General features: G+C 54.7%; 25 protein-coding genes, 1 pseudogene and 1 riboswitch. Of the genes and pseudogenes, 6 read left to right on the plus strand and 20 right to left on the minus strand.

Translation table 11 applies throughout. The features are described 5' to 3' along the window. Nucleotides 1-124: 124 nt before the first annotated feature. Both msrA and ABLW18_RS08685 read right to left on the minus strand, forming a co-directional pair. Nucleotides 125-778 carry a peptide-methionine (S)-S-oxide reductase MsrA gene (msrA, locus tag ABLW18_RS08680; protein WP_347824424.1) on the minus strand — a complete coding sequence of 218 codons (654 nt, stop codon included), beginning with the start codon at nucleotides 776-778 and terminating at the stop codon, nucleotides 125-127. 89 nt (nucleotides 779-867) lie between these two features. After that, on the minus strand, nucleotides 868-2,076 hold the full coding sequence (locus ABLW18_RS08685; RefSeq protein ID WP_347824425.1) for an MFS transporter: 1,209 nt from the start codon (nucleotides 2,074-2,076) through the stop codon (nucleotides 868-870). A 124-nt stretch (nucleotides 2,077-2,200) separates the two neighbouring features. Between ABLW18_RS08685 and ABLW18_RS08690 the strand changes: the two genes are divergently transcribed. Continuing rightward, nucleotides 2,201-3,364: an alpha-hydroxy acid oxidase gene (locus ABLW18_RS08690; protein WP_347824426.1), complete on the plus strand. Its 1,164-nt coding sequence runs from the start codon at nucleotides 2,201-2,203 to the stop codon at nucleotides 3,362-3,364. Nucleotides 3,365-3,373: 9 nt separating this feature from the next. Here the strand turns inward: ABLW18_RS08690 and ABLW18_RS08695 are convergent. Together ABLW18_RS08695 and ABLW18_RS08700 are read right to left on the minus strand one after the other, a co-directional pair. Continuing rightward, nucleotides 3,374-3,560: pseudogene (locus ABLW18_RS08695) on the minus strand (hypothetical protein); the annotation flags it as partial. A gap of 318 nt (nucleotides 3,561-3,878) precedes the next feature. Then, complete coding sequence (locus ABLW18_RS08700; RefSeq protein WP_347824427.1) at nucleotides 3,879-5,009, minus strand: MFS transporter; 1,131 nt, start codon at nucleotides 5,007-5,009, stop codon at nucleotides 3,879-3,881. Between the two features lie 143 nt (nucleotides 5,010-5,152). On the opposite strand from ABLW18_RS08700, the gene ABLW18_RS08705 reads away from it, so the two are divergent. The 3 genes from ABLW18_RS08705 (at nucleotide 5,153) to ABLW18_RS08715 (ending at nucleotide 7,109) form a co-directional block, all read left to right on the plus strand. Beyond that, nucleotides 5,153-5,788: a 50S ribosomal protein L25/general stress protein Ctc gene (locus ABLW18_RS08705; RefSeq protein WP_347824428.1), complete on the plus strand. Its 636-nt coding sequence runs from the start codon at nucleotides 5,153-5,155 to the stop codon at nucleotides 5,786-5,788. Between the two features lie 126 nt (nucleotides 5,789-5,914). Then, nucleotides 5,915-6,601, plus strand: coding sequence for an aminoacyl-tRNA hydrolase (gene pth / locus ABLW18_RS08710; RefSeq protein WP_347824429.1), 687 nt, complete (start codon nucleotides 5,915-5,917; stop codon nucleotides 6,599-6,601). Between the two features lie 133 nt (nucleotides 6,602-6,734). After that, nucleotides 6,735-7,109: a DUF2237 domain-containing protein gene (locus tag ABLW18_RS08715; RefSeq protein WP_347824430.1), complete on the plus strand. Its 375-nt coding sequence runs from the start codon at nucleotides 6,735-6,737 to the stop codon at nucleotides 7,107-7,109. Nucleotides 7,110-7,130: 21 nt separating this feature from the next. On the opposite strand, the gene trpB is transcribed toward ABLW18_RS08715, so the two are convergent. From trpB to rpsA, 5 genes are all read right to left on the minus strand, one after another. Continuing rightward, on the minus strand, nucleotides 7,131-8,363 hold the full coding sequence (gene trpB, locus ABLW18_RS08720; protein ID WP_347824431.1) for a tryptophan synthase subunit beta: 1,233 nt from the start codon (nucleotides 8,361-8,363) through the stop codon (nucleotides 7,131-7,133). 82 nt (nucleotides 8,364-8,445) lie between these two features. Next, nucleotides 8,446-9,084: a phosphoribosylanthranilate isomerase gene (locus ABLW18_RS08725; RefSeq protein WP_347824432.1), complete on the minus strand. Its 639-nt coding sequence runs from the start codon at nucleotides 9,082-9,084 to the stop codon at nucleotides 8,446-8,448. Beyond that, entirely contained in the window at nucleotides 9,081-9,434 is a 354-nt protein-coding gene (locus tag ABLW18_RS08730; protein WP_347824433.1) for a LapA family protein, read from the minus strand. The genes ABLW18_RS08725 and ABLW18_RS08730 overlap by 4 nt, the downstream gene beginning before the upstream one ends. Nucleotide 9,435: 1 nt before the next feature. Then, on the minus strand, nucleotides 9,436-9,717 hold the full coding sequence (gene ihfB, locus ABLW18_RS08735; protein WP_347817059.1) for an integration host factor subunit beta: 282 nt from the start codon (nucleotides 9,715-9,717) through the stop codon (nucleotides 9,436-9,438). Between the two features lie 259 nt (nucleotides 9,718-9,976). Then, nucleotides 9,977-11,638: a 30S ribosomal protein S1 gene (rpsA, locus tag ABLW18_RS08740; protein ID WP_347824537.1), complete on the minus strand. Its 1,662-nt coding sequence runs from the start codon at nucleotides 11,636-11,638 to the stop codon at nucleotides 9,977-9,979. 258 nt (nucleotides 11,639-11,896) lie between these two features. Here rpsA and ABLW18_RS08745 point away from each other — a divergent pair, with 258 nt between their 5' ends. After that, on the plus strand, nucleotides 11,897-12,223 hold the full coding sequence (locus ABLW18_RS08745) for a hypothetical protein (RefSeq protein WP_347824434.1): 327 nt from the start codon (nucleotides 11,897-11,899) through the stop codon (nucleotides 12,221-12,223). A gap of 89 nt (nucleotides 12,224-12,312) precedes the next feature. Here the strand turns inward: ABLW18_RS08745 and ABLW18_RS08750 are convergent, their stop codons facing one another. Next, nucleotides 12,313-13,335, minus strand: coding sequence for a LacI family DNA-binding transcriptional regulator (locus tag ABLW18_RS08750; RefSeq protein WP_347824435.1), 1,023 nt, complete (start codon nucleotides 13,333-13,335; stop codon nucleotides 12,313-12,315). Between the two features lie 82 nt (nucleotides 13,336-13,417). Here ABLW18_RS08750 and ABLW18_RS08755 point away from each other — a divergent pair, with 82 nt between their 5' ends. Beyond that, complete coding sequence (locus ABLW18_RS08755; protein ID WP_347824436.1) at nucleotides 13,418-14,560, plus strand: phytanoyl-CoA dioxygenase family protein; 1,143 nt, start codon at nucleotides 13,418-13,420, stop codon at nucleotides 14,558-14,560. Nucleotides 14,561-14,572: 12 nt separating this feature from the next. On the opposite strand, the gene ABLW18_RS08760 is transcribed toward ABLW18_RS08755, so the two are convergent. From ABLW18_RS08760 to miaB, 10 genes are all read right to left on the minus strand, one after another. Continuing rightward, nucleotides 14,573-15,571: an aldo/keto reductase gene (locus ABLW18_RS08760; protein WP_347824437.1), complete on the minus strand. Its 999-nt coding sequence runs from the start codon at nucleotides 15,569-15,571 to the stop codon at nucleotides 14,573-14,575. Then, nucleotides 15,558-16,229, minus strand: a complete 672-nt coding sequence (locus ABLW18_RS08765; protein ID WP_347824438.1) for a d(CMP) kinase — start codon at nucleotides 16,227-16,229, stop codon at nucleotides 15,558-15,560. The genes ABLW18_RS08760 and ABLW18_RS08765 overlap by 14 nt, the downstream gene beginning before the upstream one ends. Beyond that, nucleotides 16,226-17,575 carry a 3-phosphoshikimate 1-carboxyvinyltransferase gene (gene aroA / locus ABLW18_RS08770; RefSeq protein WP_347824439.1) on the minus strand — a complete coding sequence of 450 codons (1,350 nt, stop codon included), beginning with the start codon at nucleotides 17,573-17,575 and terminating at the stop codon, nucleotides 16,226-16,228. Before aroA ends, ABLW18_RS08765 begins: the two co-directional genes overlap by 4 nt. Before the next feature lie 73 nt (nucleotides 17,576-17,648). Beyond that, nucleotides 17,649-18,335 (minus strand): tRNA (guanosine(46)-N7)-methyltransferase TrmB, encoded by a 687-nt coding sequence (trmB, locus tag ABLW18_RS08775; RefSeq protein WP_347824440.1) that lies wholly within the window; start codon nucleotides 18,333-18,335, stop codon nucleotides 17,649-17,651. A 79-nt stretch (nucleotides 18,336-18,414) separates the two neighbouring features. Then, nucleotides 18,415-19,596 carry a methionine adenosyltransferase gene (gene metK / locus ABLW18_RS08780; RefSeq protein WP_347824441.1) on the minus strand — a complete coding sequence of 394 codons (1,182 nt, stop codon included), beginning with the start codon at nucleotides 19,594-19,596 and terminating at the stop codon, nucleotides 18,415-18,417. A gap of 6 nt (nucleotides 19,597-19,602) precedes the next feature. After that, nucleotides 19,603-19,649, minus strand: a riboswitch (SAM-SAH riboswitch). 26 nt (nucleotides 19,650-19,675) lie between these two features. After that, nucleotides 19,676-21,139 (minus strand): apolipoprotein N-acyltransferase, encoded by a 1,464-nt coding sequence (gene lnt, locus ABLW18_RS08785; RefSeq protein WP_347824442.1) that lies wholly within the window; start codon nucleotides 21,137-21,139, stop codon nucleotides 19,676-19,678. Beyond that, entirely contained in the window at nucleotides 21,114-22,010 is an 897-nt protein-coding gene (locus ABLW18_RS08790) for a hemolysin family protein (RefSeq protein ID WP_347824538.1), read from the minus strand. Before ABLW18_RS08790 ends, lnt begins: the two co-directional genes overlap by 26 nt. Beyond that, on the minus strand, nucleotides 22,010-22,513 hold the full coding sequence (gene ybeY, locus ABLW18_RS08795) for an rRNA maturation RNase YbeY (protein WP_347824443.1): 504 nt from the start codon (nucleotides 22,511-22,513) through the stop codon (nucleotides 22,010-22,012). The genes ABLW18_RS08790 and ybeY overlap by 1 nt, the downstream gene beginning before the upstream one ends. Beyond that, complete coding sequence (locus tag ABLW18_RS08800; RefSeq protein ID WP_347824444.1) at nucleotides 22,510-23,508, minus strand: PhoH family protein; 999 nt, start codon at nucleotides 23,506-23,508, stop codon at nucleotides 22,510-22,512. Before ABLW18_RS08800 ends, ybeY begins: the two co-directional genes overlap by 4 nt. A 97-nt stretch (nucleotides 23,509-23,605) precedes the next feature. Further along, entirely contained in the window at nucleotides 23,606-24,937 is a 1,332-nt protein-coding gene (gene miaB, locus ABLW18_RS08805) for a tRNA (N6-isopentenyl adenosine(37)-C2)-methylthiotransferase MiaB (RefSeq protein WP_347824445.1), read from the minus strand. Nucleotides 24,938-25,040: the final 103 nt, after the last annotated feature.

The following is a 25,040-nucleotide window of genomic DNA, read 5'->3' on the forward strand; positions in this document are numbered from 1 at the left end:
GCTCCAATGGTTTTATGTGCCCATATCCTGTCTGGCCAGCCATCGCAATTGCTTGCCACCCGCGCCATATGCGAAGGGCACGCCCGCCGCAAACTCAAGGACAGAGCCGCGGCACGCGGCGCAGTTAGGTGACAGCCAATCCGATCGGACAGGTCACCCCAGTTCCGCCTATGCCGCAATAGCCATTGGGATTTTTCGCCAAATATTGCTGATGATAATCTTCGGCATAGTAAAACGGGGGCGCAGGCAAAATTTCACTGGTAATCGCGCCAAAGCCAGAGGCCCTCAGCTGCTCTGCAAAGACAGTCAGACTGGCCTTTGCAGCCTGTGCCTGCTCAGCTCCGTAGGTATAAATGCCAGAGCGATATTGCGTGCCGCGATCATTGCCCTGGCGCATACCTTGGGTTGGATCATGGCCTTCCCAAAAGACCTTCAGCAAAGCCTCATAAGTCATAAGTGACGGATCAAATATCACGCGAACCACTTCGTTGTGTCCAGTTATTCCGCTGCAAACCTCTTCATAGGTCGGATTGGGTGTGTAGCCGGCCGCATAGCCCACCATGGTCAACCAGACCCCGTCAATACCCCAAAACATCCGCTCCACGCCCCAAAAGCAGCCCATGCCAAACATCGCCTCCTGCAACCCCGCCTCTGGAGCGGCTTGCAAGGGACGGCCCGTTAAAAAATGCGTGGGGGCGGTGGCAATTGGGGTGCCACGCCCAGGCAAGGCTTGGTCCCGTGAAACCATCTGTGACTTTTCTTGCGACATAAAAAACATCTTTGACTCCCTTCAAGCTTAACCTCAGATATAAGGGGGATCGGACGGATATCCAGTACAGAAGCCTGTGTCGCACCGCAAACGGCCCGTTATCGGCACAAAATTGTCTCATAACCCGGTCGGGGCTGTCTGGGAATCAACAAAGCCAGCCCCAGTGACGTCAGCGCCATGCTAGCGGCCAGCACAAACACCAAACTTGGCGAAAATAGCCACAAAAATCCCAAAAACACCGGCAGCCCCACAGCCGCAATATGGTTGATCGTAAACGCCACCGCGGCCGTTGGGGCAATATCGGCCGGATCTGCAATTTTTTGGAAATAGGTTTTCAGGGCAAAGGCGAGTGAGAAAAATAAATGGTCTATCACAAACAAAGCCCCCGCCAGCATCACACCCCAGCCAAACATATAAATGCCCCCATATGTCAGAAACACCAGGGCCAAACCCGCATATTCAAAGATCAACGTATTGCGCTCTCCGTAGCGCGCCACCACTCGGCCAAATATCGGCCCAATGAACATATTCATCACAAGGTTGATTAAATACAGAGACGTCAATTCATGCACATCAAATCCAAAACGTTCCACCATCATAAAGCCCGCGAAGACCATGAAGATCTGCCGCCGCGCACCGGCCATGAATTGCAGCGCATAATACAGCCAATAGCGTTTGCGCAGCACCATGGTTTTATGTTGCGGCGTGGGTGATTGGAATTGTGGGTAAAGTATCATACAGGAAAGGGCGATGGCCGCCGTAATGCCGCCCGAAATCATATAGGCCGTATTAAAACTCAACGCGAGCCATTCCCAAGTGATAACGATCACGCCAAACGCCACCAGCGAAGCTGCCGAGCCCATGGCCAATAGCCAGCCCAGAACCTGCGGTGCCTGCGCCTTAGAAATCCATTGCAATTGCAGCGATTGGTTGACCGTTTCATAATAATGAAAGCCAATAGAAGAGAGCAATGTCAGCGTTAAAATTCCGCCCATTTGCGGAAACCAAGCGGTCAATGCCGTGGCCACCCCCAAGAGCACCAAGGACAACAGACCCAAGACCTGCTCACGCACAAAAACGATGATGGCAATGACCCCGACCGCAAGAAATCCAGGAATTTCCCGCACCGAGTGCAATAGACCGATGTCTGCGCCATCAAAATTGGCCACTTCGATCACAAAATTATTGAGCAACGCACTCCAAGTTGCGAAGGCAATGGGCATAGCTGCGGCCATCACAAACAGCAAAAATATCGGTCGGCGCCAGATTGGCGCCGATTGCGCCTCTTGCAAAGTTACGATCTGCATAGTCCCACTCCAAAGCACCGCCTGGCCCAAGCACCGCCGGCAAATGCAAACCATCAGGCGGATCTTTACCTCTATCTCACATATTGGTAATGTAAATTGACCAATTTACAGCAAAGGCTAGGCTATGCCCGTAATCACGACCATTCAAGACCTGAAAGAGATTTATCAGCGCCGCGTGCCACGAATGTTTTATGACTATTGCGAAAGCGGCAGCTGGACCGAGCAGACCTTCGGCGATAATATTTCTGACTTTGCCAAATTACGCCTGCGCCAACGCGTTGCCGTTGATATGACCAACCGCAGCACCGCGTCCAAAATGATTGGCCAAGACGTCTCCATGCCCGTGGCCCTAGCCCCGGTCGGTATGACCGGCATGCAATGCGCCGATGGCGAGATCAAAGCCGCCCGTGCCGCTGCCGCTTTCGGTGTGCCCTATACCTTGTCGACCATGTCGATATGTTCGATCGAAGATGTTGCAGTAGCCTCAGACGCGCCATTTTGGTTTCAGCTCTACACCTTAACCGATGAGGATTACTCAGATCGTTTGATCCAGCGGGTGAAAGATGCCAATTGCTCCGCACTCGTGATCACCCTGGACTTACAGATATTGGGGCAACGTCACAAAGATTTGAAAAATGGCCTCTCAGCCCCACCAAAATTGACTGCCAAAACCATAGCCAATCTGGCGACCAAATGGAGCTGGGGCCTCGAGATGCTCGGCACCAAGCGCCGCGGCTTCGGCAATATCGTAGGGCATGTCAGCGGCATCTCCGACACCACCTCCCTCAGCGCCTGGACCGCCGAGCAATTTGACCAAGCGCTTGATTGGAAAAAAGTTGAGATCTTGATGAAAAAATGGGGTGGTAAGGTCATTCTGAAAGGCATCTTAGATCCCAAGGACGCAAAAATGGCGTCAAAACTGGGGGTTGATGCGATCATTGTATCGAACCACGGCGGGCGGCAGCTCGACGGCGCGCTATCCTCAATCCGCATGCTGCCAAGTATCGTCGAGGCCGTGGATGGCAAATGCGAGGTCTGGATGGATGGCGGCATCCGCAGTGGGCAGGACATCCTCAAAGCCAAAGCCCTTGGCGCGACGGGAACGATGATCGGCCGGTCTTATATATACGGTCTTGGCGCGATGGGTCAGGCCGGCGTGACCAAAGCTCTGGACGTCATGCAAAAAGAGTTGGACACCACGATGGCGCTCTGCGGGCATCGCGACATCAACGATGTGACCCGCGATATTCTCTACATTCCAGAGGATTTTGAGGGACGCTGGGCCTAGCGCGACACAGTTCAGGCTGCCTAAATTGCTATTGGCATTAGACGGCCAAGCTAAGGCCCAAATCACGAGCGCAACCAAAATGCCCTTACTCAATAATTCCCTTACTCAACAGGGCGATTTCAACGCTGTGACCTTCATAAAAACCGGAAGCGGCCCGTCGGACCTCAACCGCTGTAAATGGGGGTTTTACGGACATATCTGTCCTTCTATTCTTTCAATATGACGATGCCTCGCAGCCCACATGCAACAAAATCGGTGCTTATAATGCGGTTTATCAACTTATTATTATAGAAATATCATGTGTTTATATTTTCAGGCCTCTCCTTTGCAGTCACTGCAAAATAAAAACCGCCTCTGGCATCTCGCAGGTAAGTGGCAGACTATATGCACTGAGGTCATGGCTTTGGCCCATTAAAATAACTGCGTAGAAAATGAGTATTTACAAAGAGCACCGCTTAATACGGCCAACCCAGCCCGAGCATATTTGCTTTCGCAAGCTTTTGTTTGTGAGGGTTTACGCGCGCCGCAACAGAAAGGTCAGCGGAATGGCTGTAAGACTAAGTGCTGCGGCGGCGAGGAACGCAATGCGCAATCCAAAAAAATCGGACAATAGCCCCATCAAAGATGGCGCCAAAAAGAATCCAGCAAATCCCAGAACAGCCACGCGTGAAATCGCCTCAGTGCGCAGATGGTCCGGCACTTTTTGCCCCACCAATGCCAAGCCCAAAGGACCGACAACCGAGATGCCAAGGCCTAAAATACCAAATCCAATAGCGGCCAAAAAGGGCGTAAGGGCCAAGGCGGCCAAAGTCCCCCCAGCCGCGGCCACCAATGTGGCCAGTATGATGACTTTTGTCTCAGAAAAAATTTGCGACACCGCCTGGCCGGAAAACCGCCCGATCGCCATGGTCAGGCCCAGCATCGCCGGCCCCATCGCCCCTTCGGCCGCACGGCCCTGCAGACTGCGCTCAATATGCAAGGCAGACCAGGTCTCGACGGTCGCTTCGGTCATAAAGGCAACCAAAACGATCAATCCGCATAAAATAATTGGCTTTAGCGGATAACGACCGCCCGTGCCGGCGCCCGAAGCAGCATATCGAGGGGGCATGTAAAGAAAGATCGATAGGATCAAAATCGCTGCTGCCAAAGTCGCGAAGGCGGGTCCGGGCGCAATCTGCGCCTCGCGGGCCAAACCGCTCAAAATCGCTGCAACCGCGTAACCAACCGAAAACATGCCGTGATTTGCATTCATCAAAGGTTTACTGTGCAGCTGCTCCAACTCGCTGACCCGCGCATTCATCAGCACATCGGTGAAACCCGAGGCGGCGCCAACAATCACCATCGCCAGACCAAAGCTCAACGCATCTGTGGCAAAGCCTGGCAATAGAAAGCTCATCGTTAAGGCAACGCTGCCAACCTGCATGCCGCGCGCGCCGAGCAAACGATCTAAACGCGGTGCTAAGACCATCGAGCTGACTAGTCCAAGCGCATTGCACAGCAACAGCAAGCCAAAAGTGGCATCGCTGACATGCAAACGCGCTTTGATCTCCGGCACATAGGCCGCAAAACATCCCCAAAACATGCCAACGATCACAAATGCAACCGCAGGTCGGCGGGACAGATATAGGGCGTGAAAAACTTGCATGGCCTGCTTTTTCATAGCCGCGCGTCTCTTGCAAGAAACAAAGTAAACAAGGGCTTTTCTTTTGCCTCATATGGCCCTATACGGCGCACTTCAACGGGGCATACACCCTTGGAGGATGCCCCCCCATTTTAAGGAATAGACCCATGGCAGGACAGATCCCAGATCTAATCGCTTCGGTACGGACGGGGACAGGCAAGGGGGCCGCTCGTCAATCTCGCCGCGCAGGCAACGTACCAGGCATCGTTTTCGGTGGTGAGGCAGACCCGTTGCCCATCGATATACCGTTCAACAAATTGTTTTCACTCTTGAAAGCAGGACGCTTCAAGTCAACTTTGTTCAATCTCAAAGTAGAAGGTCACGACGACGTGCGCGTTATCTGCCGCGATGTGCAACGCCACACTGTGAAAGATTTGCCAACACATGTTGACTTCATGCGTCTGCGCCGGACATCAAAAATCAATCTCTATATCCCGGTTGAGTTTTTGAATGAAGCCACATGCCCAGGCCTGAAAAAAGGCGGCGTGCTGACCTTGGTGCGTCCTGAGGTGGAACTGGTGGTCACTGCAGGGGATATCCCTGAGAAGATCACAGTTGATCTGGCCGAGCTCGAAGTTGGTGATGTGATTACCATCTCATCTGTCGACCTGCCAAAAGGCTCCAAACCGACAATCGACCGTGACTTTGTGATCGCCAATATCGCAGCACCCTCTGGTCTGCGCTCTGCCGATAATGAAGCGGATGACGAGGCCGAAGAGGTTGAAGTCGCAGTCGAAGAGTAAACCTCGACCCTCGAGCCGATGTGAACCATTTGAAACCCCGCCAGAGATGGTGGGGTTTTTGCATTTCTAACCCAACATCCGCGCAAATCTCTTTCAACCCACCGGTTTGGCCGTTAAACTCATCTTATGAAACTCTTCGTAGGCCTCGGAAACCCCGGCGCAAAATATGCGCATAATCGGCATAATATTGGCTTTATGGCCCTTGATAGAATTGCCGCAGATCATCAGTTTACCCCCTGGCGCTCAAAGTTTCAGGGACAGGTTTGCGACGGCACATTGGCTGGGCAAAAGCTGTTGTTGCTCAAACCCACAACCTTCATGAACCTCTCAGGTCAATCGGTGGGAGAAGCCGTACGGTTTCACAAGATCCATCTAGCTCAGGTCACCGTTTTTCACGATGAATTGGATCTCGCGCCAGGCAAATTGCGGCTCAAACAGGGCGGCGGTCATGCGGGGCATAATGGTCTTCGCTCAATCCACGCCAATTTGGGAGCAGACTACGGGCGCGTGCGGCTGGGCATTGGTCATCCTGGCCATAAGGACGCGGTGGCCGGCTTTGTACTCCGAGACTTTGCCAAGGCAGATCAGAATTGGCTGGCGGCCATGCTGACGGGAATCGGCAATGGCGCGAAGCATTTGGCCGCCGGGGATAGGACAAAATTCATGAACGCTGTCGCCTTGCAAACCGCCCCACCGCGCTCTTCAAAAACCACCAAAGCTGCGGCGCAAAAACCTCCAGAGCCCGCGGCGTCTCCCGCCGATCTCGCACCTGCTCCCTCTCCTTTGCAAAAGCTTCTCGACAAATTCAAATGAAACGCCATTTCGAACGCCAAGCGACGCTGGCATGCGGTTACACTTGTGGCCCGAACAAAAGCGGATAGAGTAAGGGGAATGGATTTTCACGGCCGTTGGATCACTTGGACGGTACCACAGCTGGAGCACTGACATGCAAAAAGACATCGAAATTAATGTTTTTGGCCTGCCCCTCGCGCCTTGCTCGCAGGAGCCCTTGACTGGTTTTTTCCGCGATGGGTCCTGCAATACCTGTGCCCAAGACACAGGCAGCCACACAGTTTGCGCGGTGATCACCGCTGAGTTTCTCGCATTTTCGAAGTACCTCGGAAATGACCTGAGCACCCCGCGGCCAGAATTTGGCTTTGCAGGCCTGAACGCCGGCGACCGCTGGTGCCTTTGCGCCGGCCGTTTTTTGCAAGCCCATGAAGAGGGTTGCGCGCCACAGGTGCAGCTCGGGTCGACCCATCAAAAGGCTTTGGACATTGTTCCGATTGAAATCCTGCGGCTCTATGCAACGCCCAAATAGAGGTCGCAAAGAAACCTGAGGCTAGGCCCCAGTGTTCATCTCAATTCCCAGAGCCGCCGCTACGGTAAAGATATCCTTGTCTCCGCGTCCGCACATATTCATGCAAATTAAGTGATCGGCTGGCAAGTCAGGCGCGATTTTCATGACATGGGCCAAAGCGTGGCTTGGCTCCAGAGCTGGAATGATACCCTCAAGTTCACAGCACAGCTGAAAGGCTTCCAGCGCTTCCACATCCGTGATCGAGACATATTCCGCCCGGCCAATATCATGAAGCCAGGCATGTTCCGGACCAATCCCGGGGTAATCAAGCCCCGCTGAAATCGAGAATCCTTCCAAAATTTGCCCATCATCATCCTGCAGTAGATAGGTGCGATTGCCATGCAGCACACCGGGACGCCCGCCAGTCAGCGAAGCGCAATGCTCCATCTTGGCGTTCACGCCTTTACCCCCGGCTTCGACGCCGATGATTCCCACCGAACTGTCATCGAGGAAGGGATAAAACAGCCCCATGGCATTGGAGCCGCCACCGATGGCGGCAATCAATGTATCCGGCAGGCGCCCTTCCTGCTGCAGCATCTGCGCGCGCGCTTCGTTACCGATAATGGCTTGGAAGTCTCGTACCATCGCGGGATAGGGGTGGGGGCCTGCCACCGTGCCAATGCAGTAGAATGTATCCTCCACATTGGTCACCCAGTCGCGCAGCGCATCATTCATAGCGTCTTTCAATGTGCCGCGACCGGATGTGACCGGCACGACTTCTGCGCCCAAAAGCTTCATGCGAAACACATTTGGCTCTTGGCGCTCAACATCATGCGCACCCATGTAGACCACGCATTTCAAACCAAATTTGGCACAGACCGTAGCGGTGGCCACCCCATGCTGACCCGCACCAGTTTCAGCGATAATCCGGCTTTTTCCCATGCGGCGGGCCAAGATAATCTGGCCCAAGACATTGTTAATTTTATGCGCACCGGTGTGGTTGAGCTCATCCCGTTTCAGATAGATCTTCGCACCGCCCAAATGCTCGGTCAAACGCTCCGCATAATATAATGGGCTCGGCCGGCCAACATAATTGGTCCAAAGATCATTCATCTCTTCCCAAAAGCTGTCATCGGTCTTGGCAAATTCATATTGCCGTTCGAGATCCAAGATCAGCGGCATTAAAGTTTCTGATACAAACCGCCCCCCAAAATCGCCAAAACGACCCTGTTCATCCGGTCCTGTAGTAAAGCTGTTGAGCAGATCGTCGGCCATAGTTTTCTCCCTCGCGCGTCTCAGATAAGAGGTAGCGCCCTGCCCCTCTAAGGTAAAGGGCCGGTCGCGATTTTCCAACGCTTTACCTATTGGCTTCAGATACAAATTTCGCCATCAGCGCGGCGTTTTTTTGGCCGGGCGCCGTTTCAATGCCCGAACTGACATCGACTTGCTGAGCGGCGCAGCATCGTACCGCCTCGGCCACATTGTCAGGTGTCAGACCACCGGCCAGCATCCAAGGTACGGACCAGTTTTCGCCCTCAAGCAGTCGCCAGTCGAAAGACAGACCATTGCCACCAGGCAACGCTTCTCCCTGCGCCGGTTTGGCATCCAAAAGCAGTTGATCGACCACGCCGGAATAAAGCTGCGCGCGGGCCACATCGTCACGCGATGCTATTCCCAGGGCCTTCATCACCGGTAAGCCATAGCGCGCTTTCACGGCCGCCACACGCTCCGGGCTTTCCGTGCCATGAAGTTGCAGCATGTCGAGAGGTACAGAGGCGGTGATGCGATCAAGAGCCGCATCGTCGGCATTCACCACCAAAGCAACTTTTGCGAGGCCCACAGGCGCATGCCGCGCCAAGCCGCGTGCCGTCTCAATTGTAACATTGCGGGGTGATTTCTCGAAAAATACCAAACCGATATAGGCCGCCCCTGCGGTCGCAGCGGCATCTATGTCGTCCTGCGTGGTCAAGCCGCAAAGCTTGGCGCGCACCTTCATGAAACTTCGTCCAAAAGCGCCAAAATTTCATCTTTGTCTTTATTGGCGGACGTTGCCTTCAATTTGCTCACCTCACGCTCCAAGCGCACGACCTGCATATGCTCGCTGCGCGCGGCGCTTCGGTGCTTCATCTCCCGCAACCACTCCCACACAAAGCCAATCAAAAGTCCCAGGGTCACGCCAAGGAAAATTACCACGAAGAGTGGGACTTGCATTTGTACGTTGAAACCGATCAGCTCACCGAGAGCTTCCGGCAAAAGCGTTAAACGCACAACCCCCCGGTTGGCTAGGGCCACGGAAATCAAGCTGATCGCAATAAAGCCCAAAACCATGTGCCGCAGATAGCGCATTTTACTTCCCGTTTAGACGGTCTCTCAAAAGCTTGCCTGTCTTGAAAAAAGGCACATGCTTTTCTTCAACAGATACAGACTCGCCTGTCCGCGGATTGCGGCCAATACGAGGGTCACGTTTTTTCACAGAAAAAGCCCCAAAGCCGCGCAATTCAACGCGATCGCCTTCAGCCATCGTATTTATTATTTCTTCAAAAATAGTGCTCACGATTTTCTCAACATCACGCTGATGAAGATGCGGATTTTCATCCACTAATTTTTGAACCAATTCTGAACGAATCATAGTATCCCCCTCGAAACTGTAAAAGTCATGAGCCACCCAAGCCCTGGTTATAGGTTACAGGAAAACCATGCCGATTGTGAACCTATTGTTTTGTCAATATGTGAAAAAAACAAAAAAATAACAACTCAGGCGAGAAATAATCAATAAACGTGGTCTTCACAAAAATTCTGGTTCTATTTTTAATTTAAATCAGGGACTTGAAGCCAAAAAAATCCCGCCAGGGCGGGATTTTTCAGATTTTTGTTCGATAACAGATCGGCTATTCGTCAGATTTAAGCGCGGCGCCCAAGATATCGCCCAAAGACGCACCTGAGTCGGAAGACCCATACTGCTCGACCGCTTCTTTCTCTTCTGCAATCTCACGCGCTTTGATGGACAGGCCAAGACGGCGTGTTTTCGCATCAATATTTGTAACGCGCACATCCACTTTATTTCCGATACCAAAACGATCTGGACGCTGCTCTGCACGATCGCGTGACAGATCAGAACGACGAATAAACGACTTCATGCCTTCATATTCGACTTCAATGCCACCATCTTCGATCGCCGTAACTTCAACAGTGATGATCGAGCCGCGTTTCACGCCGCCAACCGCATCTGCGAATTTGTCACCACCCAAAGCTTTGACAGACAGGCTGATGCGCTCTTTTTCGACGTCCACTTCAGAGACAACGGCCTGAACCATGTCACCTTTGCGGTAATCGCCAATCACATCTTCGCCGCGGCCTTCCCATGTCAGATCTGACAGGTGAACCATACCATCTATGTCGCCTTCAAGCCCGATGAACAAACCAAATTCCGTGATGTTTTTAACCTCACCTTCCACCTGGCTGCCCTCAGGATGTTGCTCTGCAAAGACTTCCCATGGGTTGCGCTGTGTTTGCTTCAGGCCCAAGGATACGCGGCGCTTCACGCCATCAATTTCCAGGACCATCACATCAACCTCTTGCGATGTTGATACAATTTTACCCGGATGCACATTTTTCTTAGTCCAAGACATCTCAGACACATGCACCAAACCTTCAACGCCAGCCTCCAGCTCAACAAACGCACCGTAATCGGTGATATTTGTCACGCGGCCTTTGTGCTGTGACGCCAGTGGGTATTTCACGCTGACGATATCCCATGGATCATCCATCAACTGTTTCATGCCCAGGCTGATACGATGGGTCTCTTTGTTGATTTTGACAACTTGGACTTTCACAGTCTCACCAATTGTCAGGATTTCTGACGGGTGGTTGACGCGGCGCCAGGCCATGTCAGTGACATGCAACAGACCGTCGACACCGCCCAGATCCACAAAAGCACCGTATTCTGTGATGTTTTTCACCACACCGTCCACACTGTCACCTTCGGCCAGTTTGCCGATAACTTCAGCGCGCTGTTCGGCACGTGACTCTTCCAAGATCGCTCGGCGCGACACAACGATGTTGCCGCGGCGGCGGTCCATTTTCAAAATCTGGAACGGCTGCTTCAACCCCATCAATGGGCCCGCATCACGCACGGGACGCACGTCGACTTGACTGCCCGGCAAGAAGGCCACAGCGCCGCCAAGATCCACAGTAAAGCCACCTTTCACACGACCAAAGATCGCGCCATCGACGCGCACTTCGTCTGCATAGGCTTTTTCAAGACGATCCCAGGCTTCTTCACGGCGGGCCATTTCACGGCTGATGACAGCCTCGCCCTTGGCGTTTTCTGCGGCACGCAAGAAAACTTCGACCGTATCCCCAACGGAGATGACGGGAGCTTCGCCGGGATCTGCAAATTCTTTGATATCTACGCGGCCTTCCATTTTGTAGCCGACGTCGATGATGGCCTGTCCCGCTTCGATTGCGATGACTTTGCCTTTGACCACTGTGCCCTCTTCGGGCGTGTCAATCTCGAAGCTTTCTTGCAAAAGGGCTTCGAATTCTTCCATTGTTACGCTTGCCATGTGGCGTTAATTCCTTACGTTTATGTTTCTGGCCGTGCGGTTGTCTCCGCCGGTCTTGAGTTGCATTGGTCCAAGGAAACAACGCGGACTTCAACGCCAAGAAGGGCCGGTGATAGCCGACCCTGCTATAATGCTCATAATCCACGACTGCTGCCACCTTTTGGACAGGGCCGCGTATAGGGGCAAAATTCCAATCTTGCAAGAGCCGATCACCAATGTAATGCTCACCAATAGAAGGCACCTATGCCACACGCCGATCTCAAATATTCCCCAGATCTTTCCTTCGATCCGCAAGATATGTTCACAGCCATTGAACAAACCATTCTGGCCCACGATTCCGGCTCCGGCAATTGTAAATGTCACAGCTATCCAGCCGAGGCCAGCAACCACACCCATCTGCTGATTGGGATTTCAATGCTGAGCAAACCGCATCGCGATGAGGCATTTACGCTAAGTCTGCGCGACGCAATCGCAGCCGCAGTCAAATGTCACCTGAAACAAAGCTGCTATATATCGCTCGCTATCACATATTCAGACGCCATGTATCTCACAGACCCGCACAATATTTGATCAAACTCCGAGCAGTCCTGACCTACTGGAATAATGGCACAGCAATCTGACAAAACTGCGCCTGCAAGCCTGTCGCATGCGTGCCGAGATCAATCGCGCGGACAATTCGCGGGTGTGATGATTTGCACATCGGCCGGTCCCTGAGCTGAGACCGGTGGGCGCAGCTTGTGATAGGCTGTGATCTGCTGGAAAGCTTGGGCGAGATCTGCGCGGAGATCATGATGCAGGACGAATGCCAACCGGCCCCGCCGCAGCAAACTGCAGTTTTCGCGGTCCAAGTCATGGGCGATGAAGAATTCCGGTTCGAGCTCTTCATTGGCCAGCGTAGACAAAATGGCCGCATTGGCCCCGCCCATCGAATAGACACCGAGCAGGTGATCCAATCCAGCCACTGCTTGGCGGATTCGCTCTGCCGTTCCGAGCGCCAGCCCTGCCCCGCCACTGGCCTCACGCAGACTTACCTGCGGGCACAGCCGGGCCATTTCCGACGCAAAGGCCCGCGCCCGTGCCTCTTCGCCTTGAAACTGCCGGCGCGATGTCGTGGTCAAAACTGAACCGCTGCGGCCTTGCAGCCGTTGCGCAAAGAGATATGCCGCTGTGCGTCCCGCATTTGCATTGTTCAACCCTACATAGGCCAACCGCGCGCAGTCAGGGCAATCGGTAAATACGGTCACCACCGGGATTTTAAGATCAAGCAGCCGATCAATCTTAGCGCGAATTGGTGCCACATTCTGCGCCTTGAGCACAATGCCCTGACTGCCCCGCTTGGCAATCTTGGACAGGATCGCCACGGTTTTGCCCGGTCCGATATCTTCCGCAAAGTGGAACCTTGGCCGAATGACGGCAGGCGTAAATTGCGGCAAAACTTGGGTAGTGGCCCAGCGCAGCTCGTCGGAAAACCTCCGCGGCGCTTCGACCACGATATCTATGAACATCCGCCGCCCCCGCGCAGCCAATTGCCCCTCTTGCCGTGTCAACTCCACAATCGCCGCCTGCACACGCCGTGCAGTCTGTGCACTGACATGCGCGCGCCCATGCAATGCGCGATCGACCGTGGCCAAACTAAGGCCCGATTGCAAAGCAATCTCTTTGAGAGGAAAAGGATGTTTCATTGAGGTGTTTTTGAGGTGTATTGAGGAGTTTCACAAGCCATTTCTGGCTAAGCTGCTATCAACCACCAAACAGGAGCGCGAAATGCAAGCCTATCTTTCCCCAGACGAGTGCAATCTGGAAGAGTTCATCCAGCAAGTGACCCGAAACCTTACCCCGCGAGAGGTGCCGCAGGCCCATGATATACAACACAACATTCCTGTCTATGATGTGACACAGTTAGATCTCACCGGCGACACCCGCGCCCTAAAGGCCGAATGGGCGCATGTATTTCTCAAATCCGCTGGGGTGTTGCTGCTCAAAAATGCCTTTCCAGACATCAGTTGCATTGACACAGCCAGCACGATTTATGAACGCATCATCGCAGATGAAAAAGCCGCTCAAGGGGGGAAGGCCGATCACTTTGCGGCCTCTGGCGCCAATGACCGCATCTGGAATTCCGCACAAAAACTTTGCCACCATGACCCCAAGGTCTTTGCGCAATATTTTGGAAATTTAGCGATTGATGCGGCCTGCGAGGCTTGGCTTGGGCCAAATTACCAGATGACCGCGCAGGTTAATCTGGTGCGACCCGGCGGCGCGGCGCAAAGCCCACATCGCGATTATCACCTTGGGTTTCAACCGCGCGACGTTGCCGCACGCTATCCGGCTCATGTGCATGACCTCTCGCCTGTATTGACGCTGCAAGGGGCGGTCGCGCATGTGGACATGCCGACTGAAAGCGGACCGACCAAGCTACTGCCTTTCAGCCAAAGCTATCGCCACGGCTATCTGGCCTTTGCCTTACCAGAATTTCGCGCCTTCTTTGAAGAAAATTTCGTCCAAGTGCCGTTGCAAAAGGGCGATGTTTTGTTTTTCAATCCAGCCCTCTTCCACGCCGGTGGTGCCAATGTGAGCCAAGATATTCAGCGCATGGCCAATCTGCTGCAGGTCTCTTCCGCCTACGGGCGCTCTTTGGAAAATCTGGACCGCCAGAACATGACCCATCACCTCTATGAGGTTCTGGCACGCGGGGACCATGGCCTCTCAGAGCCGCAGGTCGATGCCGCAATTTCCGCCTGTGCGGAGGGCTACTCTTTTCCGACCAATCTCGACACAGATCCACCCATCGGCGGTCTGGCCCCAGAAACTCCCGCAGCATTGTGCCGTCGGGCCTTGGCCAATGAGATGCCCGTGCAAGAGTTCAACGCCGCGTTAACAGCGCTCTACGCACGCAAAAAAGCCTAAGCTCCTCTCGCCCTAAGCATAGCGCTCAGGCCCGGCCCATTGCGCCCCAGAATAGCGATCCCCATTGATCCAGCCCATGGGGAGCGCCGCTTCAACCGCCGCCAGCTCCTGAGCGCTCAGGCCATAATTTGCCCCCGCCACAAGGGCTTTGAAATGGTCTAGGTTGCGCGTGCCCGGAATGGGCAGGATATGGTCCCCTTTGGCCAAACACCAGGCAATCGCGAGGCCGGCCGCTGTCAAACCCATCTGTGCTGCGAGGGCGCGAAAACTTGCGGCCGCCTCGATATTCATGCTCAGGTTTGGCTCCATGAAACGGGGATTTTGAGCCAAAAAAGGCATGGATTGTGCCGCCTCGCGCCGATGCGGTGTATCGGTCAATAGGCTTCGGCCAACCGGGGAGAAGGCCACAAAGGTCGTGCCGAGATCGGCGCAGGTTTGCAAAATACCCAATTCCGGCGTGCGCGTAGAAAGGGAGTATTCCGACTGAAGCGCCGCCACGGGATGCACCGCGTGGGCCGCTCTAAGAGAGGTTGGAGAAATTTCAGAATATCCAAAACCACCAATTTTGCCCGATTTTATGAAGCCCGCAAGGGTTTCCGTAACCTCTTCTATGGGGACAGAGGGATCGCGGCGGTGGACATAATACAGATCAATATACTCCAGCCCAAGTCGCTCGAGACTGTTGTCCAATTGCTCTGTCAGATAGGCCGCTTCATTGTTGAACAAGCGGTTTGGATCTTGGCGGTCTGTTATGCCGCCCTTGCTGGCGATGTGAAAGAAGGATCGCGCCTGCGGATTTTCTGCCAGATAGGCACCGATGTGACGCTCTGAACCGCCCATGCCATAGACGCTGGCCGTATCAATATGGCCCACACCCAGATCTCTCGCGGCATCCAAAATGGCAAACACCTCTTCGCGGCTCACCTCCCCGTAGAAATTAGAAAAGGACATCGCACCGATGCCCAGCCGTGACGTCCTTGCGCCACTATGGGGGAAACTACGATTTTTCATCGGGAAAATCCTTATCAATGGCCGCAATGGCCTGCGCAATCGCGGCACTTAAACTCAGCTCAGAGGTATCAATCAGAACCGCGTCCTCTGCCGCCGCCATCGGAGCTGTGGCACGGGAGCTGTCGCGGGCGTCACGCGCAATTACATCCTGTAAAACCTGTTCAAACGTGGTTTCGGCACCGCTGGCCACAAGCTCCTTAAAGCGCCGGTCGGCCCGCACATCTGCATTGGCGGTGACAAAGAGTTTCACCTCGGCTTGCGGCACAATCACCGTGCCAATATCGCGCCCGTCCAACACTGCACCGCCTTCCCAGCGCGCAAAGCGGCGCTGAAACTCCAGCAATTCCGCCCGAACCTCGGGCATGACTGCCACATCGGCGGCCGCCTGTGACACCTCTGCACTGCGCAGCCCATCTGCTTGTAAATCATCCACCGTGAGATTTTCTGCCGCGCGCAAAGGATCGGAACCGCTCAACACCTGCGCCCCAACAGCCCGGTACAAAAGCCCCGTGTCTAAATGCGCCAAGCCATAATGGGCCGCAATTGCACGGCTGATAGAGCCTTTTCCAGCGGCGGCCGGTCCATCAATGGCGATGGTGAAAGCCGTGCCGGAGCCAAATGGCTTGCGGTCATTTCTATTGGCCTGCCCTGCTTTCATGAGCAGGTCCGCACAATAGAAGCACCCAAAGCTGCCATCAGAGGCTCAAAAATTGGAAAAGATGTTGCCACTGGCCCGCCATCGTCAATCGACATACCTTCCCGAGCGCCCATCCCAAGGATCAAAAATGACATGGCGATGCGGTGATCGAGATGCGTTGCGGCCAAAGCGCCGCCTTTTACCTGGCCACCCTGCCCGTGCACATGCCACCAATCGGGACCATCCTGCACCGTGACCCCCGCCGCGCGCAGCCCCGTCGCCATGGCTTCTATCCGGTCACTTTCTTTAACGCGTAGCTCTTTGACACCGTGCATCCGGGTGACACCCTGTGCAAAACTGGCCACCACGGAAAGGATTGGATATTCGTCAATCATAGAGGCCGCCCGCTCCGGCGGCACCGCAATCCCCCGCATATTAGGGGAATATTTCGCGCGCAGATCGGCCACGGGCTCACCGCCTTCCTCGCGCATATTCTCAAATGTCAAATCCGCACCCATCTCTTGCAAGGTGTCGAACAGGCCGGCACGGGTCGGATTGAGGCCAATATTGGGCACTAACACATCAGAGTCCTCCACAATCAACGCGGCACAGACCGGGAAGGCCGCCGACGAAGGATCACGCGGCACAATGATATCCTGAGAGCGCAATTCTGGCTGGCCTGTGAGGGTGATCACCCGGCCCGCGTCGGTCTGCTCCACCGTCAATTCGGCGCCAAAGCCCACCAGCATCCGTTCGGTGTGGTCACGCGTGGCTTCTTTTTCTATGACAACTGTCTGACCCGGCGAGTTCAGACCCGCCAGAAGCACCGCGGATTTCACCTGTGCCGAGGGCATCGGCACCTCATAACGCACCGACAAAGGCTGCGTAGCCCCGATAAGTGTGAGCGGTAAGCGACCCTCAGAGCGGCCATGGGACTGCGCACCAAAGAGCGCCAAAGGATCCGTCACCCGGCCCATTGGGCGCTTGTTCAAACTGCCATCACCGGTAAACGTGGCCGCGATCGGAGAGGTGGCCATCGCCCCCATGATCAGCCGAACCCCAGTGCCGGAGTTGCCACAGTCAATCACCTGATCTGGCTCGGCAAATCCGCCAACCCCCACCCCATGCACCAACCAGGAGCCGTCACCGTGATTGATGACCTCAGCGCCGAAGGCCTGCATCGCCTTGCCGGTGTCCAGCACATCATCGCCTTCAAGCAGCCCTTGGATGCGGGTCTCCCCGAGGCTAAGCGCCCCCAAGATCAATGAACGATGCGAGATAGATTTATCCCCCGGCACATCCGCTTGGCCCCGCAACGGGCCAGATTTATGCGATGTCATTGGAAGTGCTGCGCCATGGCCTGACATATTCGTCCCCTTACAAGTTGACAAAGTGATAGCGTCCCAGCCACGCAAGGTCCACCGCTGAGCGCTGTTGTGGTTAGGATTTTTGGAAGGTTAAATAATGCGGACGGCGGCCTTCCCGCAGGGCTTTTTGCTCATATCGTGTTGAGATCCAATCTCCCCAAGCCATGCGCCAATCTTCCGGCCCCTCTGCCAGCCAGTCAAAGCAGGCCTTTGGAACTTCTTGCAAAGTTTGACGCACATAATCCTCAATATCTGTTGCAACGCGAAACTCAGCACCCGCCATTAAGCAGCGACTGAGTGGCTCCAGATGCTCCTGCGTGACAAAGCGCCGACGATGGTGGCGCAGTTTTGGCCAAGGATCGGGATAGAGCAAAAATGCCTTGCTGACGCTTTGCTCCGGTAAGACATCCATAAGATCGCGAGCGTCCCCCATGTGTAACTTGATATTCTCGACGCCCGCCTTGCGCATTTTTCCCAGCAACATCGCCACACCGTTGACATAGGGTTCCACCCCAAGAAATTGAACCTCAGGATTGGCCAAGGCTTGATGCACCAAGTGCTCGCCACCGCCAAACCCGATTTCCAACCACAGCGGCTTGCCCGACGCGACCTGCTGCATATCGAGCAGGCTTCGCTCGGGATTGTCCTCGCGGGAGATGCCGTCGACGCTGAGCTTGGGCAAATCTTCTGTCAGGTAACGTTTTTGCGCGGCATTGAGAGCCTTGCCTTTGATGCGCCCATAAAAATTTCGATGTTCCATGGCCTGTCTCTTACAAAAAGGATGCGCCTGCGCGCAGCCAATTGGTCACTGATCTGGGCCCACTCACGCGCCCCTGCGCCTACACGGCTTTTTTGAGCGCTTCAACCAAGTCAGTCTTTTCCCAACTAAAGCCGCCATCGGCCTCAGGCGCGCGGCCAAAGTGCCCATAGGCTGCGGTCCGTTGATAGATCGGCTTGTTCAAGCCCAAATGTTCGCGAATGCCGCGCGGCGTAAGATCCATAGACTGCGCCACCGCCCGTTCGATCGACTCTTCGGACAGCTCTGCGGTGCCATATGTATCCACATAAATTGACAAGGGCTTAGAGACGCCAATGGCATAGGACAATTGCAGGCAACAACGCTCTGCCATACCGGCCGCCACGATATTTTTGGCCAAATAGCGCGCCGCATAGGCCGCCGAACGGTCCACTTTGGTGGGATCCTTGCCCGAAAACGCGCCGCCGCCATGTGGCGCGGCACCGCCATAGGTATCGACAATAATCTTGCGCCCCGTCAAACCGGCGTCGCCGTCCGGGCCACCAATCACAAAAGTACCAGTTGGATTAACCCACCATTCGGTTTTGCCTGTAATCCAATCGGCCGGCACGACCGCGCGGATATAGGGCTCGACAATGCTGCGGATATAGGCACTGTCCTGATCTGCGGAACGGTGTTGCGTCGATAAGACAATCGACATGATCTCAACAGGCTTGCCGTTCTCATAGCGCAATGACAATTGCGACTTGGCATCAGGTCCAAGGTCCGGCGCGCTGCCGTCTTTGCGCGCCTGGGCCAAACGCCGTAAAATCGCATGAGAATATTGGATGGGCGCGGGCATAAGCTCAGGGGTCTCAGTGGTGGCATAGCCAAACATGATCCCTTGATCGCCCGCTCCCTCATCTTTGTTTGCGCCGGCATCCACCCCTTGGGCGATATGCGCTGATTGTTCATGCAAAAGATTGGTGACTTCAACGGTTTTCCAATGAAACTTGTCTTGCTCATAGCCGATGTCTTTGATGCAACCCCGAGCGATTTGATCAATTTTCCCCATATGGTGCGACAGTTTTTCTTTGTCACTCAAGCCAACTTCGCCGCCAATAACAATGCGGTTTGTCGTGGCGAATGTTTCGGCGGCCACCCGCGCCTCCGGTTCTTCGGTTAAAAAAGTGTCAAGCACGGCGTCAGAAATTCGGTCGCATACTTTATCCGGATGCCCTTCAGAAACAGACTCTGAAGTAAAAATATAATTTGATCTTGTCATGGGGAGCGCTCCAATAAAATGTAAGCTGCGCCAGGAAGCCGTTGCAGCTAAGGCTTCCTAAAAGTCCCACCGCGAGGCGTCAATGATAATCTCGCCCGCGCCTGTAAAAATGCCCCAGGATCAAGACTCCAACAAGGGTCAATAGGCCAAGCCAAGGATTTTTTGCATAAAATGTTGCTAGGCGGGGTCTGGGAATCGGCGCATCTAGCGCCCCGCGCTCGTGAAGATCCAACCGATCGCTTGACCGCCCCCAAGGATCAATCACAGCAGTGACGCCGCGATTGGCCACCCGCAACATCGGCAGGCCCAGTTCAACGGCGCGGGCGCGCGCCTGGGCAAAATGCTGAGCCGGGCCCTGCCCCTCGCCGAACCAGCCATCATTGGTAATCAACACCAACAGATCAGGACGGGTGTCGCCGCGTCCAACAAACTGCGGGAAAATCCCTTCATAGCAGATCAACGGCTGGAGCCGACCGATACCTTCGATATCAATTTGTGCCGGACCACTGCCAGCTGAAAATTCAGGGAAATCATACCCAAAGGCCCGAGCCAAATGGCTGAGGGGCAGATATTCCCCGAACGGCACCAAACGGCTCTTGTGATATTCGCCCTGAATCTCCCCTTGTGGTGCCACCACGCCCAGAGTGTTGAAATACTGGCCCGCCGGGTTGCGGCTCTGGTAGCCAACCACCACATGCGCGCCCTGCGCCGCGCCGGCAATCTCGCGCCGGGCCAACTCTATGGGCAGATAGACCGAAGTTTCGGGCCAAATAATGAGATCAACCGCAGGCCCCGCGTGGGTAAGAGATAGATGCCTTTGATAGATTGCCTGCGTCTTGTCCGGGTTCCATTTGTTTTCCTGTGCCACGTTGGGATGTATCAAACGCACAATCGGCCGGTTCTCATCTACCGGGCCGCTGCCTGGCCCCTGCACAGGCACGAAGGGCAAGGCGAGGCTCAGGGTCAAAATAACCAATCGCGGCATCACCCGCCCCCGGGCGATCAGCGCCGCCAGGATCAGGGTCAAAAGACTCATGCCATGAGGTCCAATAATAGCCGCGAGTTGGTAGGCGATTGTGTCAATCCACACATAGCCCAGCAAGGCCCAAGGAAACCCGGTGAACAGGTAGGAACGGGCGAGCTCAGCTGCCAATAGCGCGAGACAGACCCAAAGCCGCACACGCCCGCGTGCCAGTGCAAAAGCGCCGCCCCAAAACAGGGCCAATCCCCCCGCCATAGCCAGCAAGGCAAAGGGTGCAACCCAGGCAGTGCCGCGGCCCTCTACTAAGAAGGGCTCAACAATCCAAGCCAAGGCGACCAAAAAATAGCCAAACCCGAGGCCCAAACCGCGCCAGAAATGCGGCAGGCGGGTCTGCGGGCGGATTATCCAAAATCCAAAGGCCAATCCGACAAGCGTAAGCGCTGGCTGATCCACAGGGGCCTGCCCCAGCCCAGCAAGCCCACCTGCCGCGACCGTCAAGGCCCCTTGCCCCCATGCTGGCGCTTGCGCCCAAAGCCTATGAGCTGCTGATGGCTCTAACATGGGCTCTCAGCCTTTTGATCCGTCTCGGATCTGCATCGACGATTTCAAACTCGACCCCAGCAGGGTGTTTGATGACCTCGCCCCGCGCGGGCACTCGGCCCAGTAGCATAAAGACCAACCCACCCAGCGTGTCGACCTCTTCGGGATCCACCTCTGCGACCTCCGACAGATCTCGGCCAATTTCCTGCTGAAACTCATCCAAAGGTGTCTTGGCCTGCGCGAGGTAACTGCCCGGTTTTTCAACCACCCAAAAGTCACCCTCTGCCGGATCGTGCTCATCCTCAATCTCGCCAATCACCTGTTCGATCAAATCTTCAATGGTCACCAGCCCATCCGTGCCACCATATTCATCAATCACCAAAGCCATATGAATACGATCAGCCTGCATTTTGGTGAGCAATATGCCAATCGGCATAGAGGGCGGTACAAACAATAAGGGGCGCAGCATAGATTTGAGCACCAAACGCCCACCAGAGCCGTTAAACCCGTGTTTGAGGGCCAGATCTTTCAAATGCACAAACCCAAGAGGTGTATCCAGGGTTCGATTGTAGACGGGCAAACGCGTTAGACCGGTGTTGCGAAACACATGAACCAAATCTTCTTTGGTGATGGTCACAGGCACGGATTTAATATCCGCCTTAGGCACCATCACGTCTTCCACCCGCAATTGCCGCAGGTTCCAGATGCCGGGAATAATCTCTTCCCCATCGGGCCTGAAAAATTCAGAGCTATGCTTCTGTGGCAAACGACCGCCAGAGAAGGCCCATTTCAAACGATCCCAAAAGCCCAGCGCCTGTGTCTGTCTACTCGAGGGGTCTTCGGCGGTCTCAGAGCCGCCGGCCGTGTCATCACTTTGTGGCATATCACCAATCATTGGGTTTCATTATTCATTACATAAGGGTTGGAAATGCCGAGGCTTGTAAGCATTTTGATTTCAAGACCCTCCATCACGTCCGCATCTGCATCCTCTATGTGATCATAGCCTAGAAGATGCAATGTCCCATGAAGCAAAAGATGGGTCAGGTGATCGAGAATTGCAAGCCCAGCCGCCTGCGATTCGCACAAACAAGTCTCATAGGCGATTGCAATATCACCCAATTCAGAGTCCGCCGCCCGTTTGGGCTGCGCGCCAGGCTTATGCACAGACAAGTCAGCAGCGGGCCAGGACAGCACATTGGTCGGCTGAGGCTTGCCGCGGAAATCTTGGTTTAGCTGGGCAATCTGAGCGTCATCACAGGCCATCACAACCGCGGTGCATTGCGCCGGAAGCGGCAGATATTGGGGTATGACATCGCCCAGTTTTGCGCCAATCGCCGCCAGTTCTTGCGCCTGCCAGCGGGCATCTTCCAAAATAAACTCAAAGGTCAGGCTCATGTGCCATCCGCGTCATAGGCTTCAATAATCGCCGCCACCAAGGGATGACGCACCACGTCTTTTGAGGTGAAGTAATTAAAGCTAATTTTCGGAATATCCGACAACAAACGCTCCGCATCAGCCAGCCCCGATTGGACACCGCGCGGCAGATCAATCTGCGTGCAGTCGCCGGTGATCACCATGCGGCTTCCCTCTCCCAAACGGGTCAAGAACATCTTCATCTGCATTGACGTTGCGTTTTGCGCCTCATCCAATACCACAAAGGCATTCGCCAAGGTTCTGCCGCGCATAAAGGCCAAGGGGGCAATCTCAATTGTCTTATCTTCCATCAATTTCGCCATTTGCTTGGCCGGTAGAAAGTCATTCAGCGCATCATAAAGTGGCTGCATGTAAGGATCGACTTTTTCCTTCATATCGCCCGGCAAAAATCCCAAACGCTCCCCGGCTTCCACAGCGGGGCGAGACAGAATAATCTTATCGACCCGTCCGGTGATGAACATTGACACAGCCACGGCCACGGCCAGATAGGTCTTACCTGTGCCCGCAGGCCCAATGCCGAAAGAGAGCTCGTTTTTGAACAAGGCCTCGACATAGGCCTTCTGCGCCTCTGTGCGCGGTTCGACCAATTTCTTTCGGGTTTTAATCTCTACCACTCCGCTGCGGAACATCTCCATCTGCTGATCGGTGCCGCCGGCGTCACCACCGGCCATATTCATCCTGAGCTCAGCGGTCACATCAGCGGGTGTCACAGGCCGCCCCTGCTCGAGCCGTGTATAGAGAGATTGCAAAATCGCAGATGCCTGTGCCGCTCCATCCGCATCGCCGACCAAAAGCAATTGATTGCCCCGGCGCACAATTTGAATGGCGTGATGCGTCTCTATCGTGGTGAGATTGCGATCAAATTCTCCGCAGAGCTCCGCCAATAGGCGGTTATTGGGAAATTCAATCCGAGATTCGTTTTGTTCAGCGGTGGCTGTTACGGCGTCTTCTGCCAAGGAGGTCCCCTAAATAGGTCTAACGTGCTTTCGCAGACTATAGCGCGATTCTCGCAAGAGGAAGGCCCACAGCAAACAAAATACACAAAACAAAAGATCATGCGCCCCCAAGCGGGCTCGCGTCCACAACCTGCCCTGTCAGCGAGTTGGTCATATCCTTGAGGATCCGCACCGGGATAACTTGCCCAATCATATGATCAGGCGCCTCGGCATGGACCGCGTGGAGATACTCGGATTTCCCAATCAACTGCCCCTCACGGCGGCCTTTCTTCTCAAACAGAACCTTCACCTCGCGCCCCACCATGGCGGCTTGGGCGGCGCGTTGCTGTTCGGTCAAAAGCGCTTGCAGCTCTTGCAGTCGAGCAGAGGCCACTTCGGGCGGCACTTCAGCGCGTTCGGCCGCAGGCGTTCCCGGGCGCGCGGAATATTTGAAGGAATAGGCCTGCCCGTAGCCTACGCGGCGCACAAGATTCAAAGTATCGTTAAAGTCTTGGTCCGTTTCACCGGGGAAGCCGACAATGAAATCTCCCGATAAAAGCAAATCGGGTCGGGCGCTACGGATACGCTCGACCAAGGAAAAATAGCTCTCACGCGTGTGTTTGCGGTTCATGGCTTTCAAAATACGATCACTGCCAGATTGCACGGGAAGATGCAGATAAGGCATCAGCTTGTCACAGGTGCCATGGGCTTCAATCAGCGCGTCATCCATGTCATTGGGATGGCTGGTGGTAAAACGAATGCGCTCTAGCTGCTCAAGCTCTGACAATTGCCAGATCAAGCCGGCCAACCCGCCCGCATGCCCGTGATAGGCATTCACATTCTGGCCCAGAAGCGTAATTTCGCGCACACCGCGCGCCACCAAATCCGCGGCCTCTGCCATGACGCGCTCTGCTGGGCGGCTCACCTCGGCGCCGCGCGTATAGGGCACAACGCAAAAAGCGCAAAATTTATCACACCCTTCCTGCACCGTTAAGAATGCGGTGGGACCGCGTTTGGCCTTGGGCCTGCTGGCGAGATGGTCAAATTTATCTTCCTCGGGAAAATCAGTATCCAGCGCACGCTTGCCGCTCTGAACCCGCGTCTCCATCTGAGGCAATTTGTGATAGGATTGCGGGCCCACCACCAAATCGACCATCGGCTGCCGCCTAATAATTTCGGCCCCTTCCGCCTGAGCCACGCAGCCGGCAACACCAATTTTCAGACTTGGCTTTGCAGCTTTCAGCCCGCGAAATTTACCCAATTCCGAATAGATTTTCTCGGCGGCTTTTTCACGAATATGGCAGGTATTTAGCAAGATCATATCTGCATCATCCGCCGTATCGGTCTGCACATAGCCCTCCGCACCAAGGGTTTCGGCCATCCGTTCACTGTCATAGACGTTCATCTGACAGCCATACGTCTTGATATACAGCTTTTTCGTATCGGCCATGGTCAATTCCTTTTCGGCAAGGCTTGCTTGCGGCGCTGATACCGCGTGAATTCTTCCCTTGCAATGCGTGTGCATTTCAGGGATTTTATCTCAGAATTTTCAT

It is taken from the genome of uncultured Planktomarina sp. (assembly GCA_943788425.1).
Lineage (GTDB): Bacteria > Pseudomonadota > Alphaproteobacteria > Rhodobacterales > Rhodobacteraceae > Planktomarina.